Genomic DNA, 25,280 nt, shown 5'->3' with positions numbered 1-25,280 from the left:
AGTGGGGTGGTGATTGTAATCGAATTGAATAAGCGGCAGGAACAAATCCTGCAAATTGTTAAAGAAAATGGTCCTATTACAGGTGAACATATTGCTGAACAGCTTAACCTGACAAGGGCTACTTTGCGACCGGATTTAGCCATTCTAACGATGGCTGGATTCCTTGATGCAAGGCCGAGAGTAGGATATTTTTATACAGGGAAATCAGGGACCCAGCTTTTAACAGATAACCTTAAGAATATTTATGTAAAGGATAATTCATCCATTCCTGTAGTAGTGAGTGAAAGTATTTCCGTATATGATGCTATTGTTACAATGTTTCTTGAGGATGTGGGAACGCTTTTCGTTGTGGATAAGCATTCTATACTTGTTGGCGTGCTGTCCCGGAAGGATCTTCTGCGCGCAAGCATTGGAAAGCAGGAATTAAATACGATTCCTGTAAATATTATCATGACTAGAATGCCGAACATCACGATGTGCATGAAAAATGATTTATTGATAGATGTCGCAAAGAAATTGATAGAAAAACAAATAGATGCACTGCCGGTTGTAAAAGAAACGGAAAAAGGCTTTGAAGTGATTGGGAGAATAACGAAGACTAATATTACTAAGGCATTCCTAGCTCTCGCTGGAGAAAGCTAAGAGGAGGCTAGCCGGGGGATGGGCGGAAATATGAGCGGTTCGATAATTTATGTTGTATCAGATTCAGTGGGTGAAACGGCAGAATTGGTAACTAAGGCTGCAGCCAGTCAATTTGCAGGCACTTCTTTTACGATAAAAAGAATTCCTTATGTAGAAGATAAACAAAATGTGGACGAAATCATATCATTGGCAAAATTAAATGGGGCAATGATTGCCTTTACCCTCGTCCGTCCGGAAATCAGGGAGTATATGAAGGCACAGGCTGCAGAGGAAAACATCCCAGCCTTTGATATAATTGGTCCTTTGATGTCAATGCTTCAGGACAGGGCCAAATCTTCTCCGTTAAATGAGCCAGGAATGGTAAGAAAACTCGATGATCAATATTTTAAGCGGATAGAAGCCATTGAGTTTGCTGTGAAATATGATGATGGCCGCGATCCAAGAGGCATACTGCGGGCAGATATTGTCCTGGTGGGAGTTTCTAGAACTTCAAAAACCCCTCTTTCGCAATACCTTGCACTTAAGCGGTTCAAAGTTGCTAATGTTCCGCTTGTCCCGGAAGTGGAACCACCTGAGGAATTATTTCTGGTGCGTCCTGAAAAATGCTTTGGACTTAAGATCAGTCCAGAGAAACTGAATAATATCAGAAAAGAGAGATTAAAATCTCTTGGTTTGAACGACCATGCCATTTACGCGAATATGGAAAGAATCAATGAAGAATTAAAGTATTTTGATAATGTAGTGGCCAGACTTAAATGTCCGATCATAGATGTAACAAATAAGGCAGTTGAAGAAACGGCCAATACAATTATTAATATTATTCAAAACCGCCATTGATAGGGGACCGACTTACGAGCATGCCGGATAGCGAATCAAAGCTATAAAATATTGTAGGAAAAACTATTCTAAATATTTAGCTCTCTACATATTTTACATTGTATTTGATCCGCGCTGGCAACTCCAGTTGTCGGCTCTTTTCTTTTGCTTTTATGAGCCTAGGGCTGACTCTGCAATAGTAGTAAATATACAAAGCTGAGGCTTCTGTCTGGTCCGTAGAGCGGTCTCCGATTTTTCAGGTTGTTTTATTAGCATATTAACTTCGAATGTACTATAATAAAAAATTGTGAGAAAAAATGATTTCTTAAGGTTTAGACTGAGTTATAAAGGAATAAACTAGAACTATTAAGATGTCAAGGGCCAATGGGAAAATATATTTCGACATATCCAAAAGTGTTATGAAAGATTCTTTGCAGAAAAAAGGATAATGAAGAAAGATGTAGAATTAGAACATATGAAAATAAACCGACAATCTATGTAGATGCTGATGCATGTCCTGTGAAAGAAGAAACCCTGGATTGTGCGAAAATGCATGATATGCCAGTTTGTTTCGTCGCGTCATACAAGAGCATGGTAAACAATCCCGAAGGCAAGTGGGTGTATGTGGATGCGGACAGGGAAGCTGCAGATCTCTATATAGTTAACAACGTCAATAAAGGTGATATTGTTATTACAGCAGATATCGGATTTGCTGCCACGCTGGTTGCCAAAGGCGTTTATGTTCTATCTCCTCGGGGAATGGAATACAGGGACGACAATATAGCCAGCCTGCTGGAAATGCGTCACTTTGCCGCAAAGCTAAGAAGACAAGGAAAGCATACAAAAGGGCCAAAACCTTTGCGAAAGAAGAAAAACGGAATTTTTCCAAAATGCTTCTAAAAAAATTGTCGAATCTTGCAGGAACCAGTGATTCGGTATCGAAATAATAATTATCACCAAATATACAGGTGAAGAGATATGACAAATGCCCGAATTCAAGATGAAAAAATAAATCAAATTCGTGAGGCTGTCGACATCGTTGATTTAATCAGCGAGTATGTACAGTTAAAAAAACAAGGGCGAAATTATTTCGGCCTTTGTCCTTTTCATGGCGAAAACTCTCCGTCTTTTTCGGTATCACCTGATAAGCAAATCTTTCACTGTTTCGGTTGCGGCGCTGGCGGCAACGTATTCACCTTTTTAATGGATATTGAAGGTTACAGCTTTATCGAATCAGCTAAGGCACTATCCGAAAAGGCGAACATACCGCTTGATATCGACCTTGATAAGGCTGCTGGAAAGTCCTCGATTCCTGAAACTTCCCGCCAGATGATTGAAGCGCATGATCTTCTCAGGAAATTCTTCCACCATCTTTTAATGAACACAAAAGAAGGCCAGGAAGCACTGGAATATCTATTAACAAGGGGATTTACACAGGAAACAATCGAAAAGTTCCAAGTTGGTTATTCGCTCGACTCCTGGGATTTTGTTACCAAATTTTTGATCAAAAGAGGCTATGCGCCGGAATTGATGGAAAAAGCCGGGTTAATTATTTTCAGGGAAAGGGATGAAAGTTATTTCGACCGCTTTAGAAATAGAATTATGTTTCCAATTATGGACCACCAGGGAAATACAATTGCGTTTTCTGGGAGGTCGATGGGACAGGATGAGCCCAAATATTTAAATAGTCCCGAAACGCCAATTTTTAATAAAAGTAAAGTCTTATACAATTTTCACTTTGCAAGGGCACATATCAGAAAAAGAGAACAGGTTGTTCTTTTTGAAGGTTTTGCAGACTGTATTTCAGCTAATCGCGCAGGCGTCGAAAATGGAGTAGCAACAATGGGTACTTCTCTGACAGAGGAGCATATTCAAATGCTGAAAAGGAATACCAACCAGGTATTAATCTGCTATGACTCTGATTCTGCCGGAATTTCTGCCTCAAACAGAGCTGCAGAGATGCTCCATTCGGCAGGCTTCCATATAAAAGTTGCTCTTATGCCAGAGCAGCAGGACCCCGATGACTACATTAAGAAGTACGGTGAGAAGAGCTTTATTTCAGAAGTAATAGGGGCCAGCTTAACCTATATGGCTTTTAAAATGCAATATCTTCGCAGAGGAAAAAACCTGAACAATGAAGGAGATCGCATACAATATATTGAAGAAGTACTCAAGGAAATTTCCCACCTTCCCAATGCGATAGAAAGAGATCATTACCTTCGGCAGCTATCAACTGAGTTCTCGCTTTCATTGGATGCCCTGGAACAGCAGCAGCGGCAAACCTTTTTTGCAGAGAGAAAAAAAGGTCATATCTCACAGCCGGCTCTGAAACAAAAGATAACACTACAATATGAAAATAAATTGAAGCCTGCATACCATAAAGCGGAACTTATGCTGATTGCACATATGCTAAAAAGCAGGGAAACTGCATATAAAATTCAGCACATGATGGGTCCTACATTGTTTAACCTTGATGACCATCAAGCAATCATAACATACCTATATGCCTTTTACGAAGAAGGGCACGAGCCAAATCCAAGTCTTTTCCTTACTTATTTGCCCGATCAGAAATTACGGAGAATCGTTTCTGAGTTAGAAATGATGTCAGTTAATGAAGAAGTTTCCGACAAAGAACTGACAGATTATATAAATCAAGTGTTGAAATACGAAAAATTGTTAAAGATAAAAGAAAAAGAGGCAGAAGAGAAAGAAGCAGAACGCCGAAGCGACTATATAAAGGCAGCGCAAATCGCTATGGAAATCATTCAATTAAGAAAAACACTTTAGTGTAGCATAGGTTTGTAAGTTTTTGGAAGGAGGGGAACTAATGGCTGAAAAACCAGCACGTTCCAAAGAGGTTGATAATGATTTAAATTTAGATCAGGTGAAAGAGCAGCTTGTTGAGCTAGGGAAAAAGCGGGGTTCGCTTACAATAGAAAAGATTGCTGAACGCATCGGAAGCTTTGAGTTGGATTCAGATCAAATGGATGAGTTTTACGAATATCTGGGTGACCAGGGAGTAGAGGTCCTTACTGATGGTGACGAAGAAGAAGACGATGATCCAAATATTCAGGACCTGGACAAAGAAGAGGAATTCGATCTGAATGACCTAAGTGTTCCTCCCGGTGTAAAGATAAATGATCCTGTCCGTATGTACCTTAAAGAGATTGGCCGGGTAGACCTTCTCTCCGCTGAAGAAGAAATTCAGCTTGCCAAACGTATTGAAGAAGGAGACGAGGAGGCAAAGCGAAGGCTGGCTGAAGCAAACCTCCGTCTTGTTGTCAGTATCGCGAAACGCTATGTGGGCCGCGGCATGCTGTTCCTGGATTTAATACAGGAAGGGAATATGGGCTTGATCAAAGCAGTTGAAAAGTTCGATTACGATAAAGGATTCAAGTTCAGTACGTATGCAACATGGTGGATCAGGCAAGCAATCACACGGGCGATTGCGGACCAGGCGCGGACCATACGTATCCCTGTTCACATGGTTGAAACGATCAATAAATTAATTCGTGTCCAAAGGCAGCTACTTCAGGATTTGGGCCGCGAACCAACTCCGGAAGAAATTGCAGAGGATATGGACTTGACCCCTGATAAAGTCAGGGAGATTCAAAAGATCGCTCAAGAGCCGGTTTCCCTGGAAACGCCCATTGGTGAAGAAGATGATTCTCATCTGGGTGATTTCATTGAGGACCAAGATGCCACCTCTCCATCCGAGCATGCTGCTTATGAGCTGTTAAAAGAACAGCTGGAGGATGTGCTGGATACTTTAACAGACCGGGAAGAGAATGTCCTTAGACTTCGGTTTGGCCTGGATGATGGACGCACACGCACTCTTGAAGAAGTAGGAAAAGTATTCGGAGTAACAAGAGAGCGAATCAGGCAGATCGAAGCGAAAGCTTTGCGAAAGCTGAGACACCCAAGCAGAAGCAAAAGGCTTAAGGATTTCCTTGAATAAAAATTGTGTGAAAGGACGTACTTGTGGGAGAAAGGGCCATGAAGCGTCCTTTTTCAATTTATAACCTTCATTTTTCTTGCTGCCTGCCGATATATATAGAAAACAGCTTTTAGAGGATGTGCGTTTATGAATGATACCCGGAAAAAAATCATCCTTCAGGAAATACAGCATTGGAAACAAAACCGCATGCTGCCCGAACACTATTGTGATTTTTTGTTAGCGCTTTATAGCGAAGGCGAAGGGCCTCAGGCTGCACCGCTTGCAAAGGACAGGCTGCGTTATATTTATACCTGTTCAGCTGTTGCGCTGGTCATTATAATTTCGGTGGTTTTGAATTATTTTACTCAATTACCGGCTTTAATGCAAATGGCCGTTTACTGCTTTTTCATCATTGTGCTGTTCCTCATAGCGAAGGGATTTTCAGTAAAAAAGCTACCTGTCGATATACCCTTGATAGGTGCAGCTTTCCTTCTGCTGCTGACAACCGTTGAAACTGCAGAACAGCTGGCTCCCCAGAAAAACGGCATTCTTTACACGATTTTGTTAATCCATTGTTTACTATGGATCACTATTGGAAAGAGATTTTCCAAGGTTTACTTCACAGTGGCAGGAATAATGGGAATCGCTGTAGGATTTTTCTTCATAGTTAAATTATACAGTATATTCTGAAAATATGACATAGGATAAGTTGGATTCATCTCACTTTCCATATCGGCTAGATATGTCAAAAATAAGAATTTATTGAAAATTGCTAGTTTACCACTTTTCCTGACAACTTTTTTAAAGTAAAATAAGTGTTGTTTGTGTTTCTAATATTTACATAATAGGTTATGCAATAGGGGAGGGAATTCTATGAAGAATCCAATTGTACCGTTCATTGTGATTATGGTTTTTGGAATTGGACTTATGTTTATGCTTTCGTTCAAAGGCATAGGGGATGCCAAGGAACATGCTGAAGAAAAGAATGGTGGCGGGGAGAAAAAGACAGAACAGACTGCATCTAAACCAGAAGATATCTACAAGAGCACATGTATTTCATGCCATGGGGATCAGTATCAAGGCGGAATGGGACCAAAGCTGAAAGGTATCGGTTCCAAGTTATCCGAAGAACAAATTAAAGAAACCATCCAAAATGGTAAGGGCGCCATGCCGCCACAGCCTGTTGAGGGTAAAGCACTTGACGCAATGGCTAAGTTTATCCACGATTTAAAGTAACCCAAATAATAAAAGGCTGGAATTTTCAATCCGAAATTCCAGCCTTTTTTATTGAATAAGGGTCTAACTCTTTAGTTAGACTGATGTCCAGCTTCGGCGTACCCCACTGGTGTTCTTAGTACTGACCTTTGACTTGTGGAAGTAAGTAGCTGAGGGTCATTTAAAACAGGGGCTTCCGATTTAATGCGCAGGGGCTTTGTTGTGAGCACAACAATCATAACGTTAATTTTAACACAAAATAATTGGGGGCATAGCCTTCCAAAAAATATAGATAGCTTCGCATATCTTGTGATTGATTGGCAATAACGGAAGGAAGCGGGTATCATAATAGGATAATAACATGTTATCCTGTAAAATGAATGAGGATAGGACCCTTATTGGGATAATAGTATGAATAATAAGTGAGATGAGAAAATGAACCATGAAAAATTATCAAAGCGTTTAGAAAGAGTGGCAACATATATACCGGCAGGGAGCATCCTGGCAGACATCGGCTCAGACCATGCCTATTTGCCATGCTATGCTATTTTGAATGGACTGGCAGTTTCCTCTATAGCAGGTGAGGTAGCGGAAGGTCCGTATTTATCAGCAAAGAAGCAGGTATCCAAAACCGGACTTAGTGACAAGATTCTAGTAAGGAAAGGTGATGGACTGGATGTATTGAGTGCCGATGAGGCGACATGCATTTCCATTGCGGGCATGGGTGGAACATTAATAGCGGCGATTTTGGAAAGAGGGAAGAACAAACTGGGGGCCGTAAAGCGTTTGATACTCCAGCCAAATGTAGGTGTAAATAATGTCCGCAAGTGGCTGATTGATAATGAATGGCAGCTGACCGCTGAGGAAATCCTTGAGGATGATGGAAAGGTGTACGAAATCCTTATTGCTGAACCGGGAAATCCGATGGCCCCGTATTCAGAACACCCCGAGTCTGAAATCTTCCTCGGCCCGTTTTTGAAAAAAGAAAAAAATGCTATATTCATTAAAAAGTGGACCATGGAGAAACAGCATTGGGAGAGCATTGTAACACAGCTAGAAAAGAATGCGGCCTCTACGGATATCCTTCAAAAGAAACAGCAACTGATGGATCAAATCAAAATGGTGGAGGAGGCAATCCAACATGAAGGTACCTAATGGACTGGAAATCATCAACTTGTTTGAACAGTTCTCACCGAAGAACTACGCGATGGAGGGCGATCCGATCGGCCTTCAAATAGGGCGGCTCAATAAAAAGGTTACGAAAGTTCTGGTAGCGCTGGATGTGGTTGATGAAGTGGTTGAGGAGGCCATCAGGGAAGATGTGCAATTAATCATCGCACATCACCCGTTAATCTACCGCCCGCTTAAAAAGATCATGACTGATACGGCGCCAGGACAGATTGTTGAAAAACTAATCAAGCATGATATAGCAGTATATGCAGCACATACAAACCTTGATGTTGCCAGAATGGGAGTCAACGATATGCTGGCGGATGCCTTGGGATTAAAGGAAACTGAAGTCCTAATTCCTACCTTTCAGTCCAGCTATCACAAATTGGCAGTCTATGTTCCTGAGAATACCGAAACCAGGGTTAGAGAGGCATTGGGGAATGCAGGAGCAGGAGCCATAGGAAACTACAGCCACTGCTCGTTCACATCCGAGGGCACAGGGAGATTCCTTCCAGGCGAAAATACCAATCCTACAATCGGCGCTCCCGGGCAACCAGAAAGTGTTAGGGAAGTAAAAATTGAAACCATCTATCCGGCAGAAATAGAAAAGAAGGTTCTTTCAGCGATGATTAAGGCGCATCCATATGAAGAGCCTGCCTATGATATTTACAAGCTTGAAAATAAGCGGCAAGCGGAGGGCTTAGGAAGAATAGGAATCTTGACTGAGGAAATGACGTTGGAGCAATTCAGCAACCATGTCAAAAAAGTCCTTGATGTAAATGCGGTAAGGGTAGTAGGCTCCTTGGACAGCAAGATAAAGAAAGTTGCCGTCTTAGGTGGAGACGGAAATAAATATTTTTCCCAGGCTAAATTTAAAGGCGCGGACGTATACGTTACTGGTGATATGTATTACCATAATGCTCATGATGCCATGCTCCTTGGGCTTAACATTGTCGACCCTGGGCATAACATAGAGAAGGTAATGAAAAAAGGCGTAGCGAAAATTATGGCGAATTTATGCAAAAAGAATCATTACCAGGTTGAATTTATAGATTCCAAGCCCAATACAGACCCATTTACATTTATATAAGAAAAGCAGACATCCGCTCGATCGGATGTCTGCTCTTTTTATGCCTTTGCTGTCTTTACTTTAGGAAGAATTTTATTAAGCGGTACCTTCTTTTCTGTTTTCCAGGTAGCTTCATCGGCCGGCTCATATTGTTCAAGGAACGAAATAACCTCTTTTGTAATAGGAGTAGGTGTCGAAGCCCCGGACGTGACTGCCACAGTTTCAGCGTTCTTAAGCCATTCAAGATTAAGTTCTGAAATATCGGCTATGCGATAGGCTTTTGTGCCGGAAATCTCTTCAGATACTTGGGCAAGCCTGTTCGAGTTGTTGCTCTTAGGGTCTCCGACTACAATTAAAACATCGGCCTCTCCTGCCTGTCGGGCAACAGCCTCTTGGCGTACTTGTGTGGCAAGGCAAATCTCTTTATGAATTTCCACATGGGGGTATTTTTCCTTAACCTTTTCCATGATACTAGAAACATCCCACTGACTCATCGTAGTCTGGTTTGTTACAATAATCTTGCTGCCTTTGATATCCAGCTGATTGACGTCTTCCACGGTTTCTACGAGATGCACAATATCTGGTGCCACGCCAACTGCACCTTCGGGCTCAGGATGCCCCTTTTTTCCAATATAGATAATCTGATAGCCAAGTGCCTGTTTTTCCCTGATTAAATTGTGCGTGGCAGTAACATCCGGACATGTTGCGTCGATGGATACAAGACCTTTTTGCTCTGCCAGCTTCCTGACTTCAGGGGACACGCCATGGGCAGTAAAGATAACCGTTCCGCCCTCTACTTTTTCCAGAATCTCTTTACGGTCTTTTCCATCAAGGGTAATAATGCCTTCTTCTTCGAATGCATCGGTGACGTGCTTGTTATGGACAATCATACCAAGTATATATATCGGCCTGGGCAAAGTTTTATCTAAAGCCGCATTACGCGCAATTACCATGGCATCCACCACGCCATAGCAATATCCACGCGGGGAAATTTTTATTACTTTCATCGTGCTCCTCCTTAAAAAGGCAACATATCTATCCTGTATATTATATAAGAGGTTGCACAATATTTCAAAATCCATGGCGGCATTCAGAGAACTTAGCAAGACATAATGAGCTTATTGAATCTTTTTGGGAATCGCACGCTTAATATATTCCTTAAAAAAATAGCTTTGGACGTGGTGCATTATTTACCAATTTCGTTTCCGTTTTTGATTCATTGTTTTCATTTTTGTTATTAAACTCATCATCAGGAGTACTTGGTTTGGCTTCAGATTTTCCAATCAAGGGGACAGTTTTTGTTTCTTTGCGTGTTGGCTTTTTACCCGATACTCGTTCTTGGGCTCTTGTATCGCTGTTATCTGCTGAGTCTTTTTTTGAAGAAGAAGATTTCAACCCTCGATAGATTTTCCACATTGCAGGCAGATTTTTAACGACTGGGCCATACTGCTGTACCATTGGTCCGAATTGCTCAGCAGCGTTAAGCACTTTTTGGGTGTTTGCCAGAATCGATGATAAGGAAGCCTTGCTTGTCGGAGCCTGACTCAAAGCCTGAACAGCTCCCGCCGCCCGTTGTGAAGGAGGGGTAAAAAAAGAAGCCGGTGAAACAGGGCTGCTGTTGGACCTGCCAAACAATCTGGATAAAAGTCCTCCTTTTTTTGGCTGTGGAGAATGAAAACCGACATGGCCGTGCATCCCTGTTGGCGTTTGCCTCATCATATTGATGCTGTTTGGGACTGCAGGCTGCGGATAGTGGTACATCACGGGGGCGTGAGGTGCTCTATACTGCTGGGAGTATGGATAAACATGATTTGCCATATTGCCGACAGGGGCTGCTCTCTGTCCTCTATGCGGCATATACATATTGCCTGGGAGCATTTTTGCACTCCTCCCTAAAATTGTGTAATAGATGTCACACAATATGCTATGCACAAATGATAAAAAGGGTTTGAGGGTATAATAGATAAATAAAGATGAGGAACTGGGCTGTTGTACAGTTAATCGAAAAACGATAAGATGGATAGGGTAGTTTAGAAAAGCGCAAGCGCCCTGTATAAATGTTCCTCGGCTAAATACTGTCACATGTTAAAGATCAGCTGAATCCGTCACCTAAAGTAACAACGATGACGAACCCACATCCGGTGGGCCTTAAGAATGCTGACTGCCCCCGCGTTGTGCGGACCTGAGAATGCAAAACTGATTCCACTTCATGTCGGTCCTTAACTTCCTTACTTTGTGGCTCACCGCGGGAGTTTGACAATGCAGGGATAACGCATGCTAATAAAGGAGTATGAAATGACAACGAATAATTTTGAAAGGTTTCAGCTTAAAAGCTATATTATAGACGCTGTAAATACACTGGGCTTCCCAAAACCGACAGAAATCCAGGAAAGGGTCATACCTGCCGTTCTGAAAGGAACCAGTCTTATTGGACAGTCACAGACTGGTACAGGCAAGACCCACTCCTACTTGCTTCCAATCATGAATAAGATCGATCCGGAGAAAGAGGAAGTTCAAGCGATCATCAGTGCTCCGACAAGGGAACTGGCAAACCAAATCTATAAAGAAGCGTTAAAGATTGCGGACCATTTTCCAGAAGAGTCTCCTATCCAAGTAAAATTGTATATAGGAGGGACTGATAAACAGAGGACTATTGAAAAGCTGAAAAACCAGCCGCAATTGGTAATTGGTACTCCTGGGAGAATAAAAGACCTGGTTGTTGAACAGGCGCTGCATGTGTTTTCCGCCACCATGCTTGTCGTGGACGAAGCCGACCTTATGCTTGATATGGGCTTCATTGAAGATGTGGATATAACGGCAGCAAGAATGGCACAGGATATTCAAATGCTTGTATTTTCGGCAACAATTCCAGAAAAGCTTAAGCCGTTTTTGAAAAAATATATGGAAAACCCAAAGCATGTACAGGTAGACCCGATGAAAGCAGCTGCAGAAAATATAGATCATGTTTTGGTTCCATTGCGTCATCGGAGTAAAATCCAGCTGCTGAATGATATGCTTGTGGCATACAATCCATATTTGGCCATAGTTTTTACGAACACGAAGAAGATGGCGGAAGAGGTCGCTGATGCACTGAATGAAAAAGGTTTAAGGGTTGGCAGGCTTCATGGAGATTTGAGCCCTCGTGAAAGAAAGAAAATGATGAAGCAAATTAATGATTTAGAATATCAATTTATTGTGGCTACAGATCTTGCGGCTCGTGGTATTGATATAGAAGGAGTCAGCCATGTGATAAACTTTGAGCTGCCTTCAGACCTTGATTTTTACATTCATAGAACTGGCAGGACTGCACGCGCTGGGTACTCCGGCATTGCTGCGACCATTTATGAGACATCAGATGAGGATGCTCTAAACCGGTTGGAAAAAATGGGAATCACATTCCGCAACACAGATCTCCAAAAAGGAGAATGGGTTGAAGCTGATGAGCGGAATAAACGCCAAAACCGCAAAAAGCAGGAGAATGAAATAGATAAAATGGCTAAGAAGCATGTCAAAAAACCTGGCAAAGTTAAGCCTGGCTATAAAAAGAAGCTGCAGCGGGATATGGAAAGCTATAAAAAGAGACAGCGTCGCCTGCAGAATAAGAAATAGTAATACGGGGGATAATGGTATGGTGAAAATCGGATCTCATGTTTCCATGAGCGGGAAGCATATGCTACTGGCTGCAAGTTCAGAAGCAGTTTCCTATGGAGCTAACACATTTATGATTTACACAGGGGCTCCACAAAACACCCGAAGGAAAAAAATAGAGGACTTGAATATTGAAGAAGGAAGAAGGCATATGGAGCTGAATGGCATTGACGAGATTGTGGTTCATGCCCCATATATCATAAATATCGGGAATACACAAAACCCTTCAACATTTGGCTTTGCAGTGGATTTTTTGCAAACCGAGATTGAACGGACCGAGGCTATAGGAGCTAAACAGCTGGTTCTGCATCCTGGTGCCCATGTGGGAGCCGGCACCGAAGAAGGGATAAAGAAAATCATAGAAGGCTTAAACGAGGTTCTGACAAGCAGCCAGCAGGTGCAAATTGCCCTGGAAACTATGGCAGGCAAAGGATCTGAGTGTGGACGAAGCTTTGAAGAATTAGCTATGATTATTGACGGCGTAACACATAATGATAAGCTGTCCATTTGCTTTGATACATGCCATACACATGATGCCGGCTACGACATCGTTGATGATTTTGATGGAGTACTTAATGAATTTGATAAGATTGTGGGTATGGACCGTCTTAAGGTCCTCCATGTCAATGACAGCAAAAATGTCAAAGGGTCACGAAAGGATCGCCACGAGAATATCGGATTCGGCCAAATTGGATTCGAAGCATTAAGTTATATTGTTCATCATCCGCAGCTGGAAGATATTCCAAAGATTCTTGAAACTCCGTTTGTAGGAGAAGATAAGAAGAATCAAAAACCTCCCTACAAATTTGAGATTGAAATGCTGCGAGGCAAAACGTTTGATAAAGAATTGTTAACCAAGATTATGATGGACTAATAAAAGGGACGTGCCCAAGGAAATACCGCGGAGGTATTCTCAGGGCGGTCCCTCTTGTTTTTAACCGGCTCATTAACCCTAATATAGGTACAGCCCGATAGGAAGAATGCGTCATTCGTGTGATTATAACGTAGCGGTCAGTTGTTTGAATATGCTTTCCAGTTCGGCCGCAGTGCCTACTCCAGTAGCTCGGGCTATCTTTTTAATAAGCGCTTCTCGTTCAGCTTGATTAAATACGTTGATATTTTTGCCATTCACCAGTCGGCTAATAGTTGAAGCTTGTGCGGATGTAAGTGTAACATTATGTTGACTTGCTAATTTTACTAACTCCTCTGGTGTAATATTGTTGAGTTTATGGTTGATCATTATTTCAAATAACTTCATCAACATCCCTCCTTCTGAATTAACATATGAGGCAATACCTTGCGGGTGAACAAAAAACCATTGAAAAACGATTTTGCAGCATAGTAGATCTAACCCCCCTCCTGATATTGGCCAGACAGGTGATTCAAAAAATGAAAAATGGCAAACTTTACTCCTTCTTTACTTTGAGCCAGGATTGCTATATACTACAATTTATTAAATCGTAATGATTCTTAAATGAACGGGTGGTATTCTTGAAAGACACGATTTTTAACCCGATAATAAAGGTTGAACATGTATCATATAAATACGCCAAGGACCTTGTCCTTGAAAATGTATCACTGGACGTCCCACGGGGCTCCTTCCTTGCCATTGTGGGCCCAAACGGCTCCGGTAAGTCTACTCTTCTAAAACTGCTGCTTGGCTTGCACAGGCTGCAATCCGGAAGCATTAAGCTTTTTGGCAAGGATATACGGCAGTTCAAGGATTGGCAAAGGATAGGATTCGTTTCACAAAAAGCAAATTCATTCAATTCAGGATTCCCAGCAACTGTTTTTGAGGTAGTCCTCAGCGGGCTGACAAAAAAGGTCGGTCTTTTTAAATTCCCTGGAAAGCAGCATAAAGAAAGGGTAAATGAGGCTCTGGAAGCGGTAGATATGCTTGCATTTAAAAATAGAAACATAGGCGAGCTTTCTGGAGGACAGCAGCAAAGGGTCTTCATAGCGCGATCCCTTGTAAGTGAGCCGGAACTTCTGATCCTTGATGAGCCTACCGTTGGTGTAGACTCCCAGCATGTTCAGCAGTTTTATGAAATGCTGGAAATGCTGAACAAGAAAATGGGAATAACCCTAATTTTGGTCACACATGATGTGGGCACTGTTACGGATAAGGTGACCCATGTTGCCTGCCTGAATAAACAGCTGCATTTTCATGGGGGTGCTGACGAATATAACCATTTAAGCGAGAAAGAACTGTCAGCCCTTTACGGCCATGGAGTTCAGTTTCTCAGCCATAATCATTAATTATATTTTTTGGAGGAAGTCCGCATGATTTCGGGGATATTTCAGTTTGAATTTCTGCAGAACGCGTTTCTGACGGGAATTATTATAGGGGGTCTTGCTCCGCTTTTGGGTGTATTTGTTGTCGTGCGGCGCATGTCATTAATAGCAGATGCTTTAAGTCACGTAACCTTGGCGGGCATTGCCTTCAGTTTACTGCTGGAAAAGAAATTTGCCATGTTTGCCGGGTTGAATCCTCTATATACGGGCATGACTTTTTCAGTTATCGGCTCGTTGTTTATCGAGCGGCTTAGAAATGTCTATAAACATTACCAGGAGCTGGCCATACCAATCATATTATCCGGAGGCATTGGGTTAGGTGTTATATTTATATCACTGGCTGACGGTTTCAACACTGATCTATATGGGTATCTGTTTGGCAGTGTTAGCGCTGTAAGCCGAACAGATTTGTGGGTGATTATAGGTATAAGCCTATTAGTTGTACTTGTCATCACCGTTTTATACAAAGAGCTGTTTTTATTATCGTTCGATGAGGAACATGCACGTGCGTCAGGCATTCCGGCAAGATTAGTGCATTTTGTTTTCATTATTATTGTAGCCCTGGTCATTGCAGCTTCGATGAGGATTGTAGGAATTTTATTGGTATCTTCTTTAATGACCCTTCCTGTCGCTGCAAGCATCAGGTGGTCTAAAGGGTTTAAACAGACCATTTTATTCTCCATTATATTCGGGGAGATTTCAGTTGTCGGCGGTTTATTCCTCTCTTATTATTTGGACTTGGCGCCGGGTGGAACCATCGTTGTAATTGCAGTGATGATTTTGGTTTTATCCATCATGTTAGAGAAGATTAAAGCAAGAATGGCTTAACTAGAGGTGATGTAAATGAACGTAGATTCCGCAATGCAATTATTGAAGGACAATGGCTTTAAACATACGGGGAAAAGGGAAGAGCTCCTCCAGCTGTTTTCTTCAAGAAATAAATACCTGACCGCACGGGATGTACTTGAAGCGATGAAAGAAAATTATCCAGGCCTAAGCTTTGATACGATATACAGAAATTTATCGTTATTCGTTGATCTTGGTATTTTCGAAATGACCGAACTGGCAGGTGAGAAGCATTTTCGTTTTATGTGCAGCCGTGACCACCATCACCATCATTTTATATGCATGGACTGCGGAAAGACCAAAGAGATCAAGACGTGTCCTATGAGCGGCCTTGAGGACAGCCTTAAGGATTATGATATATCCGGACATAAATTTGAAATTTATGGGCGATGCCCGGAATGTGTCAATTGAACGTGTCAGAAAACAAAAAGAATATGCAGCTTAACAGGCGCATCCCACATCGGATGCGCCTTTTTATAAAATAAAATAAATCAGCCAATCAATCGGTGGTATGATTCAACTAATCCTTCTTTTTCCTAGCTTTGCTGAAACCAATTGTTCACCCATTTTCTTGCTTCCTTCCAGTCGTCGACTCGGATGACGCTGGAAGGAACCGGTTCCTGATTATATGGAGTATTAAATAAAATAACCGGAATCCTGCATTCTTCGGCGATTGCTACCGCATTGTCATGCTTATCCTCAAAAAAGAGATCGACACCATATTTTTTGGCGGTTGCTACTTTGTCGTGTGAACCAATCAGCTCAATGTGATGATACTTTAACTCGTGGCGGCTGAACCATTCTTCAGTTACCTGGACCAGTTTGCTATGCCTGGCGCTTATAAAAAATAGTTCTGTATGTTCCGACCATTCCAACAAGGTTTCCTTTGCGTTGTCAGCAAGCTGCGAATCGCGATAAATAAGCGGTTCGTTTTCCTTGAACCACTCAGCGAATTCCTTTTCCGAAACATTCACAAAGGGATTGAGGCTGTATTGTGTGATATCCTCATATTTTAAATCCAGCTGGAAGGCTTTATTTAAATAAGGCACAAACGTGTCCGGACGGGTGACTGTTCCGTCAATATCAATACCAAAACGATTTTTCATATGTAAAACGCTCCTGTTATGTATTCTTTTCAAGTGTATCATACTTTACTAAATAAGATTCGTCATTCTTTTCGGATCTTTCCCTTATAGTTTCCAGAGTTCGAAAGTATTTTCATTTTAGGTTATTGACATTATACATACACTATAAATGTTCCTACCTTATTTAAAAGTGAGGGATCCATCAAAATGGGAGAACAGAGAAACAAACGTCCCACGCCAGGGGGCACATACAGTTCGCAACATAATCCTTCTTTTGCAAGCAACACGGCTAATGAGAGGGAACAGCGAGATAAAATAAATGAATCTGGATTAGAAAGGAAATCCATCCACGGAATTTCTTTCTCCTCTGGTTCTTCCATTGCCCAGGATAAAAGGAATGATCCGGGAAGCGGCGACAGAGCTTTCAGCCACCAGGTTTATCAGGAAGAAACAGCATCTGAGCTGGCTGTACCTCCGCGCATAACAGGGGGTCTTGCCTCGAGGAGTGAGAGATATAGGGATTCGTCAGAGAGAAGGGCTTCGGGTGCTATTATAGGAATGTCAGCTCTGGCTTTATCGATTTTGTCCCTTTTCTTTATGCCCATTATACTGGGCATTACAGGTATGGTGCTTGGATTCATTGGGAGGGCAAGAGGATCGGCAAGCCTTGGCGGATGGGCGATTGGCCTGGGAGCATTGTCCGTAATTGCTGCGTTCTTCATCCTTCCCTTTTTTTAAATATAACAAAAAGCCTGGATTTCAGGATCCAGGCCTTTTTGGTTTCGCTCTAACTCTTATACAGTTGGCGCTGACTGTTCCGCTCTTTGTTTCTCATAATATTCTTCAGCGATTTTGTCTATCTCTTTTTTCAGTTCCTCCACCATTGTCGCTTCAGGAACCTTTCGGACGATTTTTCCCTTACGGAATAATAGCCCTTCGCCCCTTGCGCCTGCTATCCCTATATCCGCTTCTCTAGCTTCTCCAGGGCCGTTTACGGCACATCCAAGGACGGACACTTTAATCGGGGCTTTAATCGTTTGGATATACTCTTCCACTTCGTTTGCGATACTAATTAAGTCGATTTCAATCCTACCGCATGTAGGGCAGGAAATTAAAGTTGCCATATTAGAAGCCAGCCCGAAGGATTTAAGGAGTTCTCTTGCGACTTTAACTTCCTCAACCGGATCCGCACTTAAAGAAACTCGCAAAGTATTCCCAATCCCTTTGCTCAAGATAGCTCCCAATCCGGCCGCGCTTTTAACTGTACCGGAGAAGAGGGTCCCTGATTCAGTAATGCCAAGGTGAAGAGGATAATCAAAAGCTTGGGCAGCCTTTTCGTAAGCTTCAATGGCCAGTGTGACATCGGATGCCTTCATGGAGACGATGATATCGTGAAAATCAAGGTCCTCCAGTATTTTAATATGATGAAGGGCACTCTCTACCATCCCATCCGCAGTTGGATAGCCGTACTTTTCGATAATACGCTTTTCCAGAGAACCAGCATTGACACCAATCCTGATAGGGATCCCTTTTTCTTTGGCAGCTTTTACAACAGCCTCTACTTTTTCACGGCGACCGATGTTCCCGGGATTGATCCGGATTTTATCGGCACCTCCCTCAATGGCTTTCAATGCAAGCTTATAATCGAAATGGATATCGACAACAAGAGGGATGTTAATTCTTTTCTTAATTTCCGATATGGCGTTTGCCGCTCTCTCGTCTGGACAGGCTACACGCACGATCTGGCATCCTGCTTCCTCCAGCCTCTTGATTTCCGCAACGGTTGCTTCAACATCATGTGTTTTTGTTGTGGTCATACTTTGCACAATGACCTCATTATTTCCGCCAATAGTCAAATTGCCTACCTTAATTGGGCGGGTCTTGGTACGATGTATAATTTCACTCAAGTGGAATTCTCTCCTTTAGGAAAAACCATATTTTTTATGATTTTCACTATAAACTTTTCCAGCATGGTTTTGCCTATTATATTCACTACTGAAATATTGTAACAAGCACTGACATGACTTGACAAGGAAATGAAGTTCAGATAACTATTTTTTATAGTCCGGGATTTTGTACGTTTTTCCGATTTGGATTCGCTCAGGCTGGAGCCCGTTATTCAATGCTATAAAATCAGCCACCGTATCTTCAATTGAAATTTGTCTGCCATCATCTTGCTTTTCTATTATTGAAAGAAGTGTATCCCCCGGTTTTATTTTGACCATTTTGAAAGGGATACCCTCAGCGGATTGAGTCTTTTTTTCCACTTGAAGCGTTGCGGGTTCCGCCGACCGTATTTGCGGTTGTGGCAGACTGCCAGTCGTTAAATCGAAGTAAATGATATAAATAATGAAACATGCAATAAGGAAGAACAGCATACGTTTCATATTCTCAGCCCCAATCACTTGTCTTACTCCATTTATATGTAGGCTGTCTGGCAGTATGCCAAATAATCGGCATTTCTTTTTACAATATGGCACAGAATCTTAGGTATTTAGATATTGGGGATGAACAGAAATACAGTGAAAGACTAGACGACAGCAGCTTGAAATCCAGGCGCACCATAAAATTGGGGAACACTCAACAACCTGTCCCTGAATCTTCATCAGCCAAAAAATTCAGATAGCTTTTATCGAATCATGGTTATAAACAATGGAAGGGTGTGCCTAGCAGCATCACCCTTCCATTTACATTATTATATATTGAAGGTTTTCTTCACTTCTTTTACTGCCAGGAATAAGATAATTAAGGTTACAGCCCAGCCCAAGGGCGAACCAAAAGGAACAGGGGTATGGAACATATCCATAATCATAAAAAATACGGTTGGCAAGGTTATGCTGTACGCTGTCATTCTCCATATATGACGGTATCCAAGCCCTGCCGTCACTGCGAAAACCCTGCCGAAAAAAGCAAGAAAAGAAATTTTTACGAAATTAAGCGCAGCAGTAAAGATAAAATAGAAACCAATAATGAATGGTAGAACAATTGTCAGAATCGAAGTTGAAGAATCGAGCAGTCCTTTAATGTCATCGCTCGTTAGCTCGATTCCATCCATCATGGAATAATCGGTTGCCTGTTCTTGTCCATTTATGATAATTACGAATTGATCCCTCAGAAGGGCCAGGCCATTTACGCTTGTTAAGTCTTCGGCATCCATTGAGCCGGTATCATCAACAATGAACTCGAATCCTCCTTTTGTTATGGAAACAGGGGTGTCGGCCTTCGAATCCAATTTCCCATTATGTATGGTAAAAGCCGGCAGTCCGTCTTCCAGACCATCCTTAAGAATGCTAATTCCATCTTTAATACTAACCACCATATTGTAGCTAGACGGGATGATAAACAGAAGTGTCAGCAGGAAAACATATAAGATGGTTTTGCCTATCCCCTGGTTCCGGAAAGAAGCGATATGCTTCGGGGAATATAAACTGAGAACAAATTGCTTAAATACATTCATCAATCACAGCACCTTTGTACAAGAATCTTCTTATATTCTATCTATCAGTCCGATATTAAACAAGGGATTAAACATGCCTTCGCCGGAAAAGGCCAGCTGTGTCTTCAGAACGGGAGAGGGAATTTTTTTATGATTAGCTATCAGCCATGGTTCAAATTTGGTTTTGGTCGTATAACCGGCATCTGACAGGGGTACACACAACAGCAGTGATTGTTGCTAGATAATGTACGGTCCAAAAGAACTAATAAAAAAGTATATGACCGGATTAAAAAGTGAAGCATAACGTTTGAAACGTTTTCTAATCTTTGTTAATCTATTTTTAAAGAGCTTTGGAATTGGGAGAATTTTCGTGAATTTTCCTGTCCCTTAGCCCGTAAAACTATCTAATTTACATAGGGAGGAAATATTTTATGGCTTTTGAACTTCCACAATTACCTTACGCGTATGATGCTTTGGAACCGCATATCGACAAGGAAACAATGAATATCCATCATACTAAGCACCACAATACTTATGTAACAAACCTGAATGCTGCATTGGAAGGAAACGAAGAACTTCTTAGCAAAAGCGTTGAAGAAGTAATTTCAAATCTTGATGCGGTACCTGAATCTGTTCGCACTACTGTTCGCAACAACGGCGGCGGCCATGCTAACCACACTCTATTTTGGCAAATCCTTTCACCAAATGGCGGCGGACAGCCAACTGGAGAATTAGCAGATGCAATTGCCACTAAATTTGGCAGCTTCGATAGCTTCAAGGAAGAATTCACAAAGGCTGCAACAACACGCTTTGGTTCTGGCTGGGCTTGGCTCGCAGTTAACAACGGTGAATTAGAAGTAACATCTACTGAGTACCAGGATAATCCATTGATGACTGGGAAAACACCTATTCTAGGCTTGGATGTGTGGGAGCACGCGTACTACCTGAAATTCCAAAATCGCCGTCCTGAATATATCAATACTTTCTGGAATGTTGTAAACTGGGACGAAGTTTCCAAGCGTTACAGCGAAGCTAAATAATCATACGGTCGTCAAACAGGGATCTTTCAAGAGATCCCTGTTTTTTTTGTGCAACACGATGCCCGGCTTGTTAAAAAGGAAAATTATTGAACACTTATGCAAACATTACATAAATGCCATTGTTTCTTGACACACTATTCTAGACTTATAAGGAGAGGTAAACAATGGGCATTTTAAAAAAATGGATGGGCGGAATCGATATCAGCCATGACATGCATCTTCTGTTGATGATAGGCGGGCTTTATAGCTTGAGCGTCTCGTTATCCAATACATTTGTTAATGTGTATTTATGGAAACAGTCAGGGAAGTTTCTCGATATCGGCGTTTATAATTTATCAATAGTCATTTTTCAGCCTGTTACATTTATACTGGCAGGAAGACTCGCAAAAAAAGTAGATCGAATCATAGTACTCCGCCTCGGTGTAATATTCTTGACGGCTTTTTATCTTTGTGTCTTGTCCGTTGGAACAAATGCCACACATTTCATTGTGCTGCTGGGGGGGCTGTTGGGTGTCGGCTATGGTTTTTACTGGCTTGCCTTTAATGTATTGACCTTTGAAATCACTGAACCGGACACTCGGGACTTCTTTAATGGATTCATGGGTATCCTGTCATCAACCGGCGGCATGATTGGACCTATGGTGGCTGGCTATATCATATCAAACTATACAAGATACTCAGGCTACACCATTGTTTTTGCAATATCACTCACTCTGTTTGCCACTGCTGTCATTTTTAGCTTTTTCCTGAGGAGGCGGCCGGCGGATGGGAAATATTTCTTTTCCGCAATATTGAAGGAGCGGTCCAATAATCCAAACTGGCGGCTAATCACAAATGCACATTTTTTTCAGGGGTTGCGAGAAGGAACATTTATGTTCATCATATCTGTATTTGTTTTCATCCAGACCGGCAGCGAAATGGCCCTCGGAAACTTTGGACTGATCAATTCAGGGATATCCTTCATTGCCTACTTTATAGCCTCGCGATACATAAAAAAAGACAAGCGTAAACGGTTCATTTTGCTTGGGGGCATTCTATTATATGCAGCAGTTTTTCTTATCGCATTTGATATAAGCTATGGCAAATTGCTTGCTTACGCAGCACTCATTGCGATTGCGTATCCTATCCTGCTCGTTCCCTATGTCTCGCTGACCTATGATATCATTGGGCAGGCATGGAATGCCGCTGACATGAGAATTGAATATATTGTCGTGCGTGAGCTATTTATACATATTGGAAGATTTGTTTCCATCCTGGGGTTTATGGCAGCTGTATTCTTCTTTGACGAATTAAAGAGTTTGCCTATATTTATGCTCATAATCGGAACCGGACATCTAATTATTTATTTCTTTGTAAGGAAAATAAACTTGGCGCACACTGCTGTGTAGGGGACTGGAAACAGTTCCCTTTTATTCGCCAGGAAATTACGATAAACAATTGTAGAAAATATAGGCAACATTTTATAAAATAGATAGGTATAAATCATATAGAAGTTCCTGTGGACTGCGGGAAATATGGCGTACCTAATATTTTATTAAGGATGTGTGGCTTGAACGTGAATAAAGAAAAGAAGAAAAAGACGCATGTTCCTTTTCGACTAAATTTGCTATTCTTCATAGTATTTCTATTATTTTCTGTGTTGATATTTCGGTTAGGTTTTGTCCAGATTGTTTACGGCGAGGATTATAAGCGGGAATTAGAACGTACCGAAGATGTCCCTGTGAACAAGCCAGTACCGCGTGGAAAGATGTATGACAGGAATCTGAAGGTGATGGTGGACAATGTGCCGCTTGATGCGATTACCTATACAAGGTCCCAAACAACTACATCCAAGGAAATGGTGGATACGGCAGAAAAGCTGGCTAAGCTGATAGATAAGGATATTAAAAAAGTCACAGAGCGAGACAAGAAGGATTTTTGGCTTTTGAAGCATCCAAAGCTTGCAGAAAAGAAAATTACCGAGAAGGAAAGAAAGTTAGTCGAGCAAGATAAACTGACCCAAAAGGATTTGTATAAAAGACAAGTAGAGCGGGTAACACAGGAAGAAATTAAGGAATTATCAGACGAAGAACTTGAAGTGCTTGCCATTTTCCGGGAATTTAACAGCGGTTATAGACTTACACCTCAAATTGTCAAGAATAAGGGTGTGACAAAAGAGGAATTCGCCCGTGTAAGTGAAAATCTTGATTCTCTGCCAGGTGTGGATATCACAACAGACTGGGATCGATTCTATACTTATGACAAAACCCTGAAATCGGTATTGGGCAAGGTCTCATCATCGGAAGAAGGCCTTCCGAGTGAGCAGCTTGATTATTTCTTATCACGCGGCTACAGCCGAAATGACCGTGTCGGCAAAAGCTATATAGAAAAGGCATATGAGGATGTTTTGCACGGCCAAAAAGCTAAAGAGAAAGTACGGACTGATAAAGCAGGAAATGTGATAGAGACAATCCCGGTTTCCAAAGGGCAGCGCGGCAAGGACCTGGTACTTACTATAGACATGGATCTTCAGCGTGCGACCGAAAAAGTAATTGAAGATAAATTGAAGGAGTATAAGGCTAAGCCTAATACCCCTTTACTGGATAGAGCTTTCATGGTCATGATGAATCCGAATACTGGAGAGATCCTGACAATGGCCGGGAAACAGGTTAAACGGGATGAGAAAACTGGAAAAAGAGTTATTGATGATTTTGCCCTTGGCAACATAACAACTTCCTATACAGTTGGATCCGCAGTCAAGGGAGCAACGGTCCTGACTGGATATAAAACGGGAGCCATACAGCCGGGAACTTCCTTTTATGATACCAAGTTAAGGATTAAAGGTACGAAAGCGAAAGGATCGTCACATGATTACGGTTGGCTCAATGATTATGGTGCATTAAAGAAATCCTCCAACGTGTATATGTTCCGGACAGCGATCAATATTGGCGGAGGACATTATGTTCCGAACGAGCCATTGAATATTAATCCTAAGGCGTTTAATACCATGCGTGACAGCTATGCTCAATTTGGTCTGGGTGCGCGGACTGGCATCGACCTTCCGAATGAGATGGTTGGATTCAAAGGATCAGAGACCAGCCCGGGTAAACTGCTCGACCTTTCCATCGGACAATATGACACGTACACACCAATGCAGCTGGCTCAGTATGTTTCTTCCATTGCTAATGGCGGCTATCGCATGAAGCCCCATATGGTAAAGGAAATCCGCCAGCCGCTTGATAACAACGAGAAACTTGGTCCGGTAATGGAACAGATTCAGCCTACAGTGCTGAACAGGCTTGATATGAAGCCAGAATGGATCGACAGGGTCCAGGAAGGATTCAGGCAGGTCATGCAGGAGCAAGGCGGGACAGCCTATACTTGGTTTGGGGGAAAGTCATATAAGCCTGCCGGGAAAACAGGAACAGCGGAGGCGTTTTATGATGGCCCGGACCGCAAGAAATACGATGAGCCTCCGGCAACCATCAATCTATCACTTGTTGGCTACGCGCCATATGATAAGCCTGAAGTGGCTTTTGCCGTAGTGGTTCCTTGGGCTTATCAAGGAGCCGGCCATTCAATGAACAAAGAAATCGCGGAAAAGGTAATGGATACCTATTTTAAACTTAAGAAAGAGCGTGCTTCAGAGGAAAAAGCCGAAACTGCCAATGGAGAACAGATTAACAACGGCAGTGATGTGAAAAAAGAGCAAGCTGAAGTAAGAAAAGAACAAGAAAATGAGAATAATTAAACAATAAAGAAGCCTGGCAATTAAAAGCTTAAGATTACCGACAAAAGGGGTCCGGAATGTTTTCATTCCGGACCCCTTTTGTCATTTCCTTGCTTTAAGAAAATTACGCCACTAATTAATTCCATTGAATCTTATTTTTATACCGTACTTACGTGCTATGTCAGGCCATCACATGCTTCCATTTTTAATTATGGTTGCGAAAGTAAGCATCAGGTACAAAACAATTATTTTAGTTCCCATATCATGTTCAACGTATGTCCTGATTTTCTGATTTCAGGCTGTATCTTGGGCTGCCACTTCTAAATAACATCCTTTATAAACTACCATGAAAATTAAATTCTGTAACTTCAG

At 41.9% G+C, this 25,280-nt stretch carries 25 protein-coding genes; 18 read left to right on the top strand and 7 right to left on the bottom strand.

The annotated features are described in order from the left end of the window. Positions 1-6: 6 nt before the first annotated feature. From V1500_RS19175 to V1500_RS19135, 9 genes are all read left to right on the top strand, one after another. A complete protein-coding gene (locus tag V1500_RS19175; protein ID WP_409301737.1) occupies positions 7-642 on the top strand; it encodes a helix-turn-helix transcriptional regulator in 636 nt (211 codons plus the stop codon). Positions 643-660: 18 nt separating this feature from the next. After that, complete coding sequence (locus V1500_RS19170; RefSeq protein ID WP_409301736.1) at positions 661-1,479, top strand: pyruvate, water dikinase regulatory protein; 819 nt, start codon at positions 661-663, stop codon at positions 1,477-1,479. A 498-nt stretch (positions 1,480-1,977) separates the two neighbouring features. Continuing rightward, positions 1,978-2,358 (top strand): DUF188 domain-containing protein, encoded by a 381-nt coding sequence (locus tag V1500_RS19165; RefSeq protein WP_409301734.1) that lies wholly within the window; start codon positions 1,978-1,980, stop codon positions 2,356-2,358. A gap of 78 nt (positions 2,359-2,436) precedes the next feature. Then, positions 2,437-4,245, top strand: coding sequence for a DNA primase (dnaG, locus tag V1500_RS19160; RefSeq protein ID WP_409301732.1), 1,809 nt, complete (start codon positions 2,437-2,439; stop codon positions 4,243-4,245). A gap of 40 nt (positions 4,246-4,285) precedes the next feature. Beyond that, complete coding sequence (gene rpoD / locus V1500_RS19155; RefSeq protein WP_409301731.1) at positions 4,286-5,416, top strand: RNA polymerase sigma factor RpoD; 1,131 nt, start codon at positions 4,286-4,288, stop codon at positions 5,414-5,416. Positions 5,417-5,542: 126 nt separating this feature from the next. Next, the gene (locus tag V1500_RS19150) at positions 5,543-6,085 is read left to right on the top strand and encodes a hypothetical protein (RefSeq protein ID WP_409301729.1); all 543 of its coding nucleotides are present in this window, start codon (positions 5,543-5,545) and stop codon (positions 6,083-6,085) included. A 183-nt stretch (positions 6,086-6,268) separates the two neighbouring features. Further along, complete coding sequence (cccA, locus tag V1500_RS19145; RefSeq protein ID WP_409301728.1) at positions 6,269-6,631, top strand: cytochrome c550; 363 nt, start codon at positions 6,269-6,271, stop codon at positions 6,629-6,631. Between the two features lie 414 nt (positions 6,632-7,045). Continuing rightward, positions 7,046-7,765, top strand: coding sequence for a tRNA (adenine(22)-N(1))-methyltransferase (locus tag V1500_RS19140; RefSeq protein WP_409301727.1), 720 nt, complete (start codon positions 7,046-7,048; stop codon positions 7,763-7,765). Then, positions 7,752-8,870: a Nif3-like dinuclear metal center hexameric protein gene (locus V1500_RS19135; protein WP_409301725.1), complete on the top strand. Its 1,119-nt coding sequence runs from the start codon at positions 7,752-7,754 to the stop codon at positions 8,868-8,870. The genes V1500_RS19140 and V1500_RS19135 overlap by 14 nt, the downstream gene beginning before the upstream one ends. 38 nt (positions 8,871-8,908) lie before the next feature. Here V1500_RS19135 and V1500_RS19130 read toward each other — a convergent pair whose 3' ends face one another. Both V1500_RS19130 and vrrA read right to left on the bottom strand, forming a co-directional pair. Further along, the gene (locus V1500_RS19130) at positions 8,909-9,856 is read right to left on the bottom strand and encodes a 4-hydroxy-3-methylbut-2-enyl diphosphate reductase (RefSeq protein ID WP_409301723.1); all 948 of its coding nucleotides are present in this window, start codon (positions 9,854-9,856) and stop codon (positions 8,909-8,911) included. 151 nt (positions 9,857-10,007) lie between these two features. Beyond that, positions 10,008-10,727, bottom strand: a complete 720-nt coding sequence (vrrA, locus tag V1500_RS19125) for a VrrA/YqfQ family protein (RefSeq protein ID WP_409301721.1) — start codon at positions 10,725-10,727, stop codon at positions 10,008-10,010. A gap of 417 nt (positions 10,728-11,144) precedes the next feature. On the opposite strand from vrrA, the gene V1500_RS19120 reads away from it, so the two are divergent. Next, a complete protein-coding gene (locus tag V1500_RS19120) occupies positions 11,145-12,458 on the top strand; it encodes a DEAD/DEAH box helicase (protein ID WP_409301720.1) in 1,314 nt (437 codons plus the stop codon). A gap of 19 nt (positions 12,459-12,477) precedes the next feature. Then, positions 12,478-13,371, top strand: coding sequence for a deoxyribonuclease IV (locus tag V1500_RS19115; protein ID WP_409301718.1), 894 nt, complete (start codon positions 12,478-12,480; stop codon positions 13,369-13,371). Between the two features lie 123 nt (positions 13,372-13,494). On the opposite strand, the gene V1500_RS19110 is transcribed toward V1500_RS19115, so the two are convergent. After that, positions 13,495-13,755 carry a DUF2624 domain-containing protein gene (locus tag V1500_RS19110; protein WP_409301716.1) on the bottom strand — a complete coding sequence of 87 codons (261 nt, stop codon included), beginning with the start codon at positions 13,753-13,755 and terminating at the stop codon, positions 13,495-13,497. Positions 13,756-13,988: 233 nt separating this feature from the next. Here V1500_RS19110 and V1500_RS19105 point away from each other — a divergent pair, with 233 nt between their 5' ends. From V1500_RS19105 to V1500_RS19095, 3 genes are read left to right on the top strand one after another with little or no spacing between them, the layout of a single operon-like run. After that, positions 13,989-14,756: a metal ABC transporter ATP-binding protein gene (locus V1500_RS19105; protein ID WP_409301714.1), complete on the top strand. Its 768-nt coding sequence runs from the start codon at positions 13,989-13,991 to the stop codon at positions 14,754-14,756. A gap of 24 nt (positions 14,757-14,780) precedes the next feature. Then, positions 14,781-15,620 carry a metal ABC transporter permease gene (locus V1500_RS19100; protein WP_409301712.1) on the top strand — a complete coding sequence of 280 codons (840 nt, stop codon included), beginning with the start codon at positions 14,781-14,783 and terminating at the stop codon, positions 15,618-15,620. Positions 15,621-15,635: 15 nt separating this feature from the next. Continuing rightward, positions 15,636-16,049 (top strand): Fur family transcriptional regulator, encoded by a 414-nt coding sequence (locus V1500_RS19095; RefSeq protein WP_409301710.1) that lies wholly within the window; start codon positions 15,636-15,638, stop codon positions 16,047-16,049. Between the two features lie 125 nt (positions 16,050-16,174). Here the strand turns inward: V1500_RS19095 and V1500_RS19090 are convergent, their stop codons facing one another. Then, the gene (locus V1500_RS19090) at positions 16,175-16,744 is read right to left on the bottom strand and encodes a 5' nucleotidase, NT5C type (RefSeq protein ID WP_409301709.1); all 570 of its coding nucleotides are present in this window, start codon (positions 16,742-16,744) and stop codon (positions 16,175-16,177) included. A gap of 186 nt (positions 16,745-16,930) precedes the next feature. Here V1500_RS19090 and V1500_RS19085 point away from each other — a divergent pair, with 186 nt between their 5' ends. After that, positions 16,931-17,461 carry a hypothetical protein gene (locus tag V1500_RS19085; protein WP_409301707.1) on the top strand — a complete coding sequence of 177 codons (531 nt, stop codon included), beginning with the start codon at positions 16,931-16,933 and terminating at the stop codon, positions 17,459-17,461. 56 nt (positions 17,462-17,517) lie between these two features. Here V1500_RS19085 and ispG read toward each other — a convergent pair whose 3' ends face one another. The 3 genes from ispG to V1500_RS19070 all read right to left on the bottom strand — a co-directional run bounded on the left by ispG (position 17,518) and on the right by V1500_RS19070 (position 20,180). Then, on the bottom strand, positions 17,518-18,630 hold the full coding sequence (gene ispG / locus V1500_RS19080) for a flavodoxin-dependent (E)-4-hydroxy-3-methylbut-2-enyl-diphosphate synthase (RefSeq protein ID WP_409301705.1): 1,113 nt from the start codon (positions 18,628-18,630) through the stop codon (positions 17,518-17,520). Between the two features lie 144 nt (positions 18,631-18,774). Next, positions 18,775-19,110, bottom strand: a complete 336-nt coding sequence (locus V1500_RS19075; RefSeq protein ID WP_409301703.1) for a LysM peptidoglycan-binding domain-containing protein — start codon at positions 19,108-19,110, stop codon at positions 18,775-18,777. Positions 19,111-19,418: 308 nt separating this feature from the next. Next, entirely contained in the window at positions 19,419-20,180 is a 762-nt protein-coding gene (locus tag V1500_RS19070) for a DUF1189 domain-containing protein (RefSeq protein WP_409301702.1), read from the bottom strand. Positions 20,181-20,590: 410 nt separating this feature from the next. Between V1500_RS19070 and V1500_RS19065 the strand changes: the two genes are divergently transcribed. The 3 genes from V1500_RS19065 (at position 20,591) to V1500_RS19055 (ending at position 24,929) form a co-directional block, all read left to right on the top strand. Continuing rightward, positions 20,591-21,199: a superoxide dismutase gene (locus V1500_RS19065; protein WP_409301701.1), complete on the top strand. Its 609-nt coding sequence runs from the start codon at positions 20,591-20,593 to the stop codon at positions 21,197-21,199. Between the two features lie 164 nt (positions 21,200-21,363). Next, positions 21,364-22,587, top strand: coding sequence for an MFS transporter (locus V1500_RS19060; RefSeq protein ID WP_409301699.1), 1,224 nt, complete (start codon positions 21,364-21,366; stop codon positions 22,585-22,587). A gap of 167 nt (positions 22,588-22,754) precedes the next feature. Then, positions 22,755-24,929 carry a peptidoglycan D,D-transpeptidase FtsI family protein gene (locus V1500_RS19055; protein WP_409306047.1) on the top strand — a complete coding sequence of 725 codons (2,175 nt, stop codon included), beginning with the start codon at positions 22,755-22,757 and terminating at the stop codon, positions 24,927-24,929. The last annotated feature ends 351 nt before the right edge of the window (positions 24,930-25,280 follow it).

Origin of the sequence: Peribacillus sedimenti, from assembly GCF_046237635.1 — a bacterium.
In the GTDB taxonomy this organism is placed as follows: Bacteria; Bacillota; Bacilli; order Bacillales; family DSM-1321; genus Peribacillus; species Peribacillus sedimenti.
The sequence above is the reverse complement of the archived record's forward strand: the minus strand, read 5'-3'. Positions and strand labels throughout refer to the sequence as shown.

Excerpts from the sequence above, each read along its gene's own strand:
- V1500_RS19135 (WP_409301725.1), top strand. The coding sequence starts at position 7,752 with ATGAAGGTACCTAATGGACTGGAAATCATCAACTTGTTTGAACAGTTC.
- rpoD (WP_409301731.1), top strand. The coding sequence starts at position 4,286 with ATGGCTGAAAAACCAGCACGTTCCAAAGAGGTTGATAATGATTTAAAT.
- V1500_RS19120 (WP_409301720.1), top strand. The coding sequence starts at position 11,145 with ATGACAACGAATAATTTTGAAAGGTTTCAGCTTAAAAGCTATATTATA.
- V1500_RS19095 (WP_409301710.1), top strand. The coding sequence starts at position 15,636 with ATGAACGTAGATTCCGCAATGCAATTATTGAAGGACAATGGCTTTAAA.
- V1500_RS19075 (WP_409301703.1), bottom strand. The coding sequence starts at position 19,110 with ATGAAACGTATGCTGTTCTTCCTTATTGCATGTTTCATTATTTATATC.
- dnaG (WP_409301732.1), top strand. The coding sequence starts at position 2,437 with ATGACAAATGCCCGAATTCAAGATGAAAAAATAAATCAAATTCGTGAG.
- V1500_RS19130 (WP_409301723.1), bottom strand. The coding sequence starts at position 9,856 with ATGAAAGTAATAAAAATTTCCCCGCGTGGATATTGCTATGGCGTGGTG.
- V1500_RS19115 (WP_409301718.1), top strand. The coding sequence starts at position 12,478 with ATGGTGAAAATCGGATCTCATGTTTCCATGAGCGGGAAGCATATGCTA.
- V1500_RS19170 (WP_409301736.1), top strand. The coding sequence starts at position 661 with ATGGGCGGAAATATGAGCGGTTCGATAATTTATGTTGTATCAGATTCA.
- V1500_RS19065 (WP_409301701.1), top strand. The coding sequence starts at position 20,591 with ATGGCTTTTGAACTTCCACAATTACCTTACGCGTATGATGCTTTGGAA.
- V1500_RS19090 (WP_409301709.1), bottom strand. The coding sequence starts at position 16,744 with ATGAAAAATCGTTTTGGTATTGATATTGACGGAACAGTCACCCGTCCG.
- V1500_RS19100 (WP_409301712.1), top strand. The coding sequence starts at position 14,781 with ATGATTTCGGGGATATTTCAGTTTGAATTTCTGCAGAACGCGTTTCTG.
- V1500_RS19060 (WP_409301699.1), top strand. The coding sequence starts at position 21,364 with ATGGGCATTTTAAAAAAATGGATGGGCGGAATCGATATCAGCCATGAC.
- cccA (WP_409301728.1), top strand. The coding sequence starts at position 6,269 with ATGAAGAATCCAATTGTACCGTTCATTGTGATTATGGTTTTTGGAATT.
- V1500_RS19140 (WP_409301727.1), top strand. The coding sequence starts at position 7,046 with ATGAACCATGAAAAATTATCAAAGCGTTTAGAAAGAGTGGCAACATAT.
- vrrA (WP_409301721.1), bottom strand. The coding sequence starts at position 10,727 with ATGCTCCCAGGCAATATGTATATGCCGCATAGAGGACAGAGAGCAGCC.
- V1500_RS19150 (WP_409301729.1), top strand. The coding sequence starts at position 5,543 with ATGAATGATACCCGGAAAAAAATCATCCTTCAGGAAATACAGCATTGG.
- V1500_RS19110 (WP_409301716.1), bottom strand. The coding sequence starts at position 13,755 with ATGAAGTTATTTGAAATAATGATCAACCATAAACTCAACAATATTACA.
- V1500_RS19070 (WP_409301702.1), bottom strand. The coding sequence starts at position 20,180 with ATGAATGTATTTAAGCAATTTGTTCTCAGTTTATATTCCCCGAAGCAT.
- V1500_RS19085 (WP_409301707.1), top strand. The coding sequence starts at position 16,931 with ATGGGAGAACAGAGAAACAAACGTCCCACGCCAGGGGGCACATACAGT.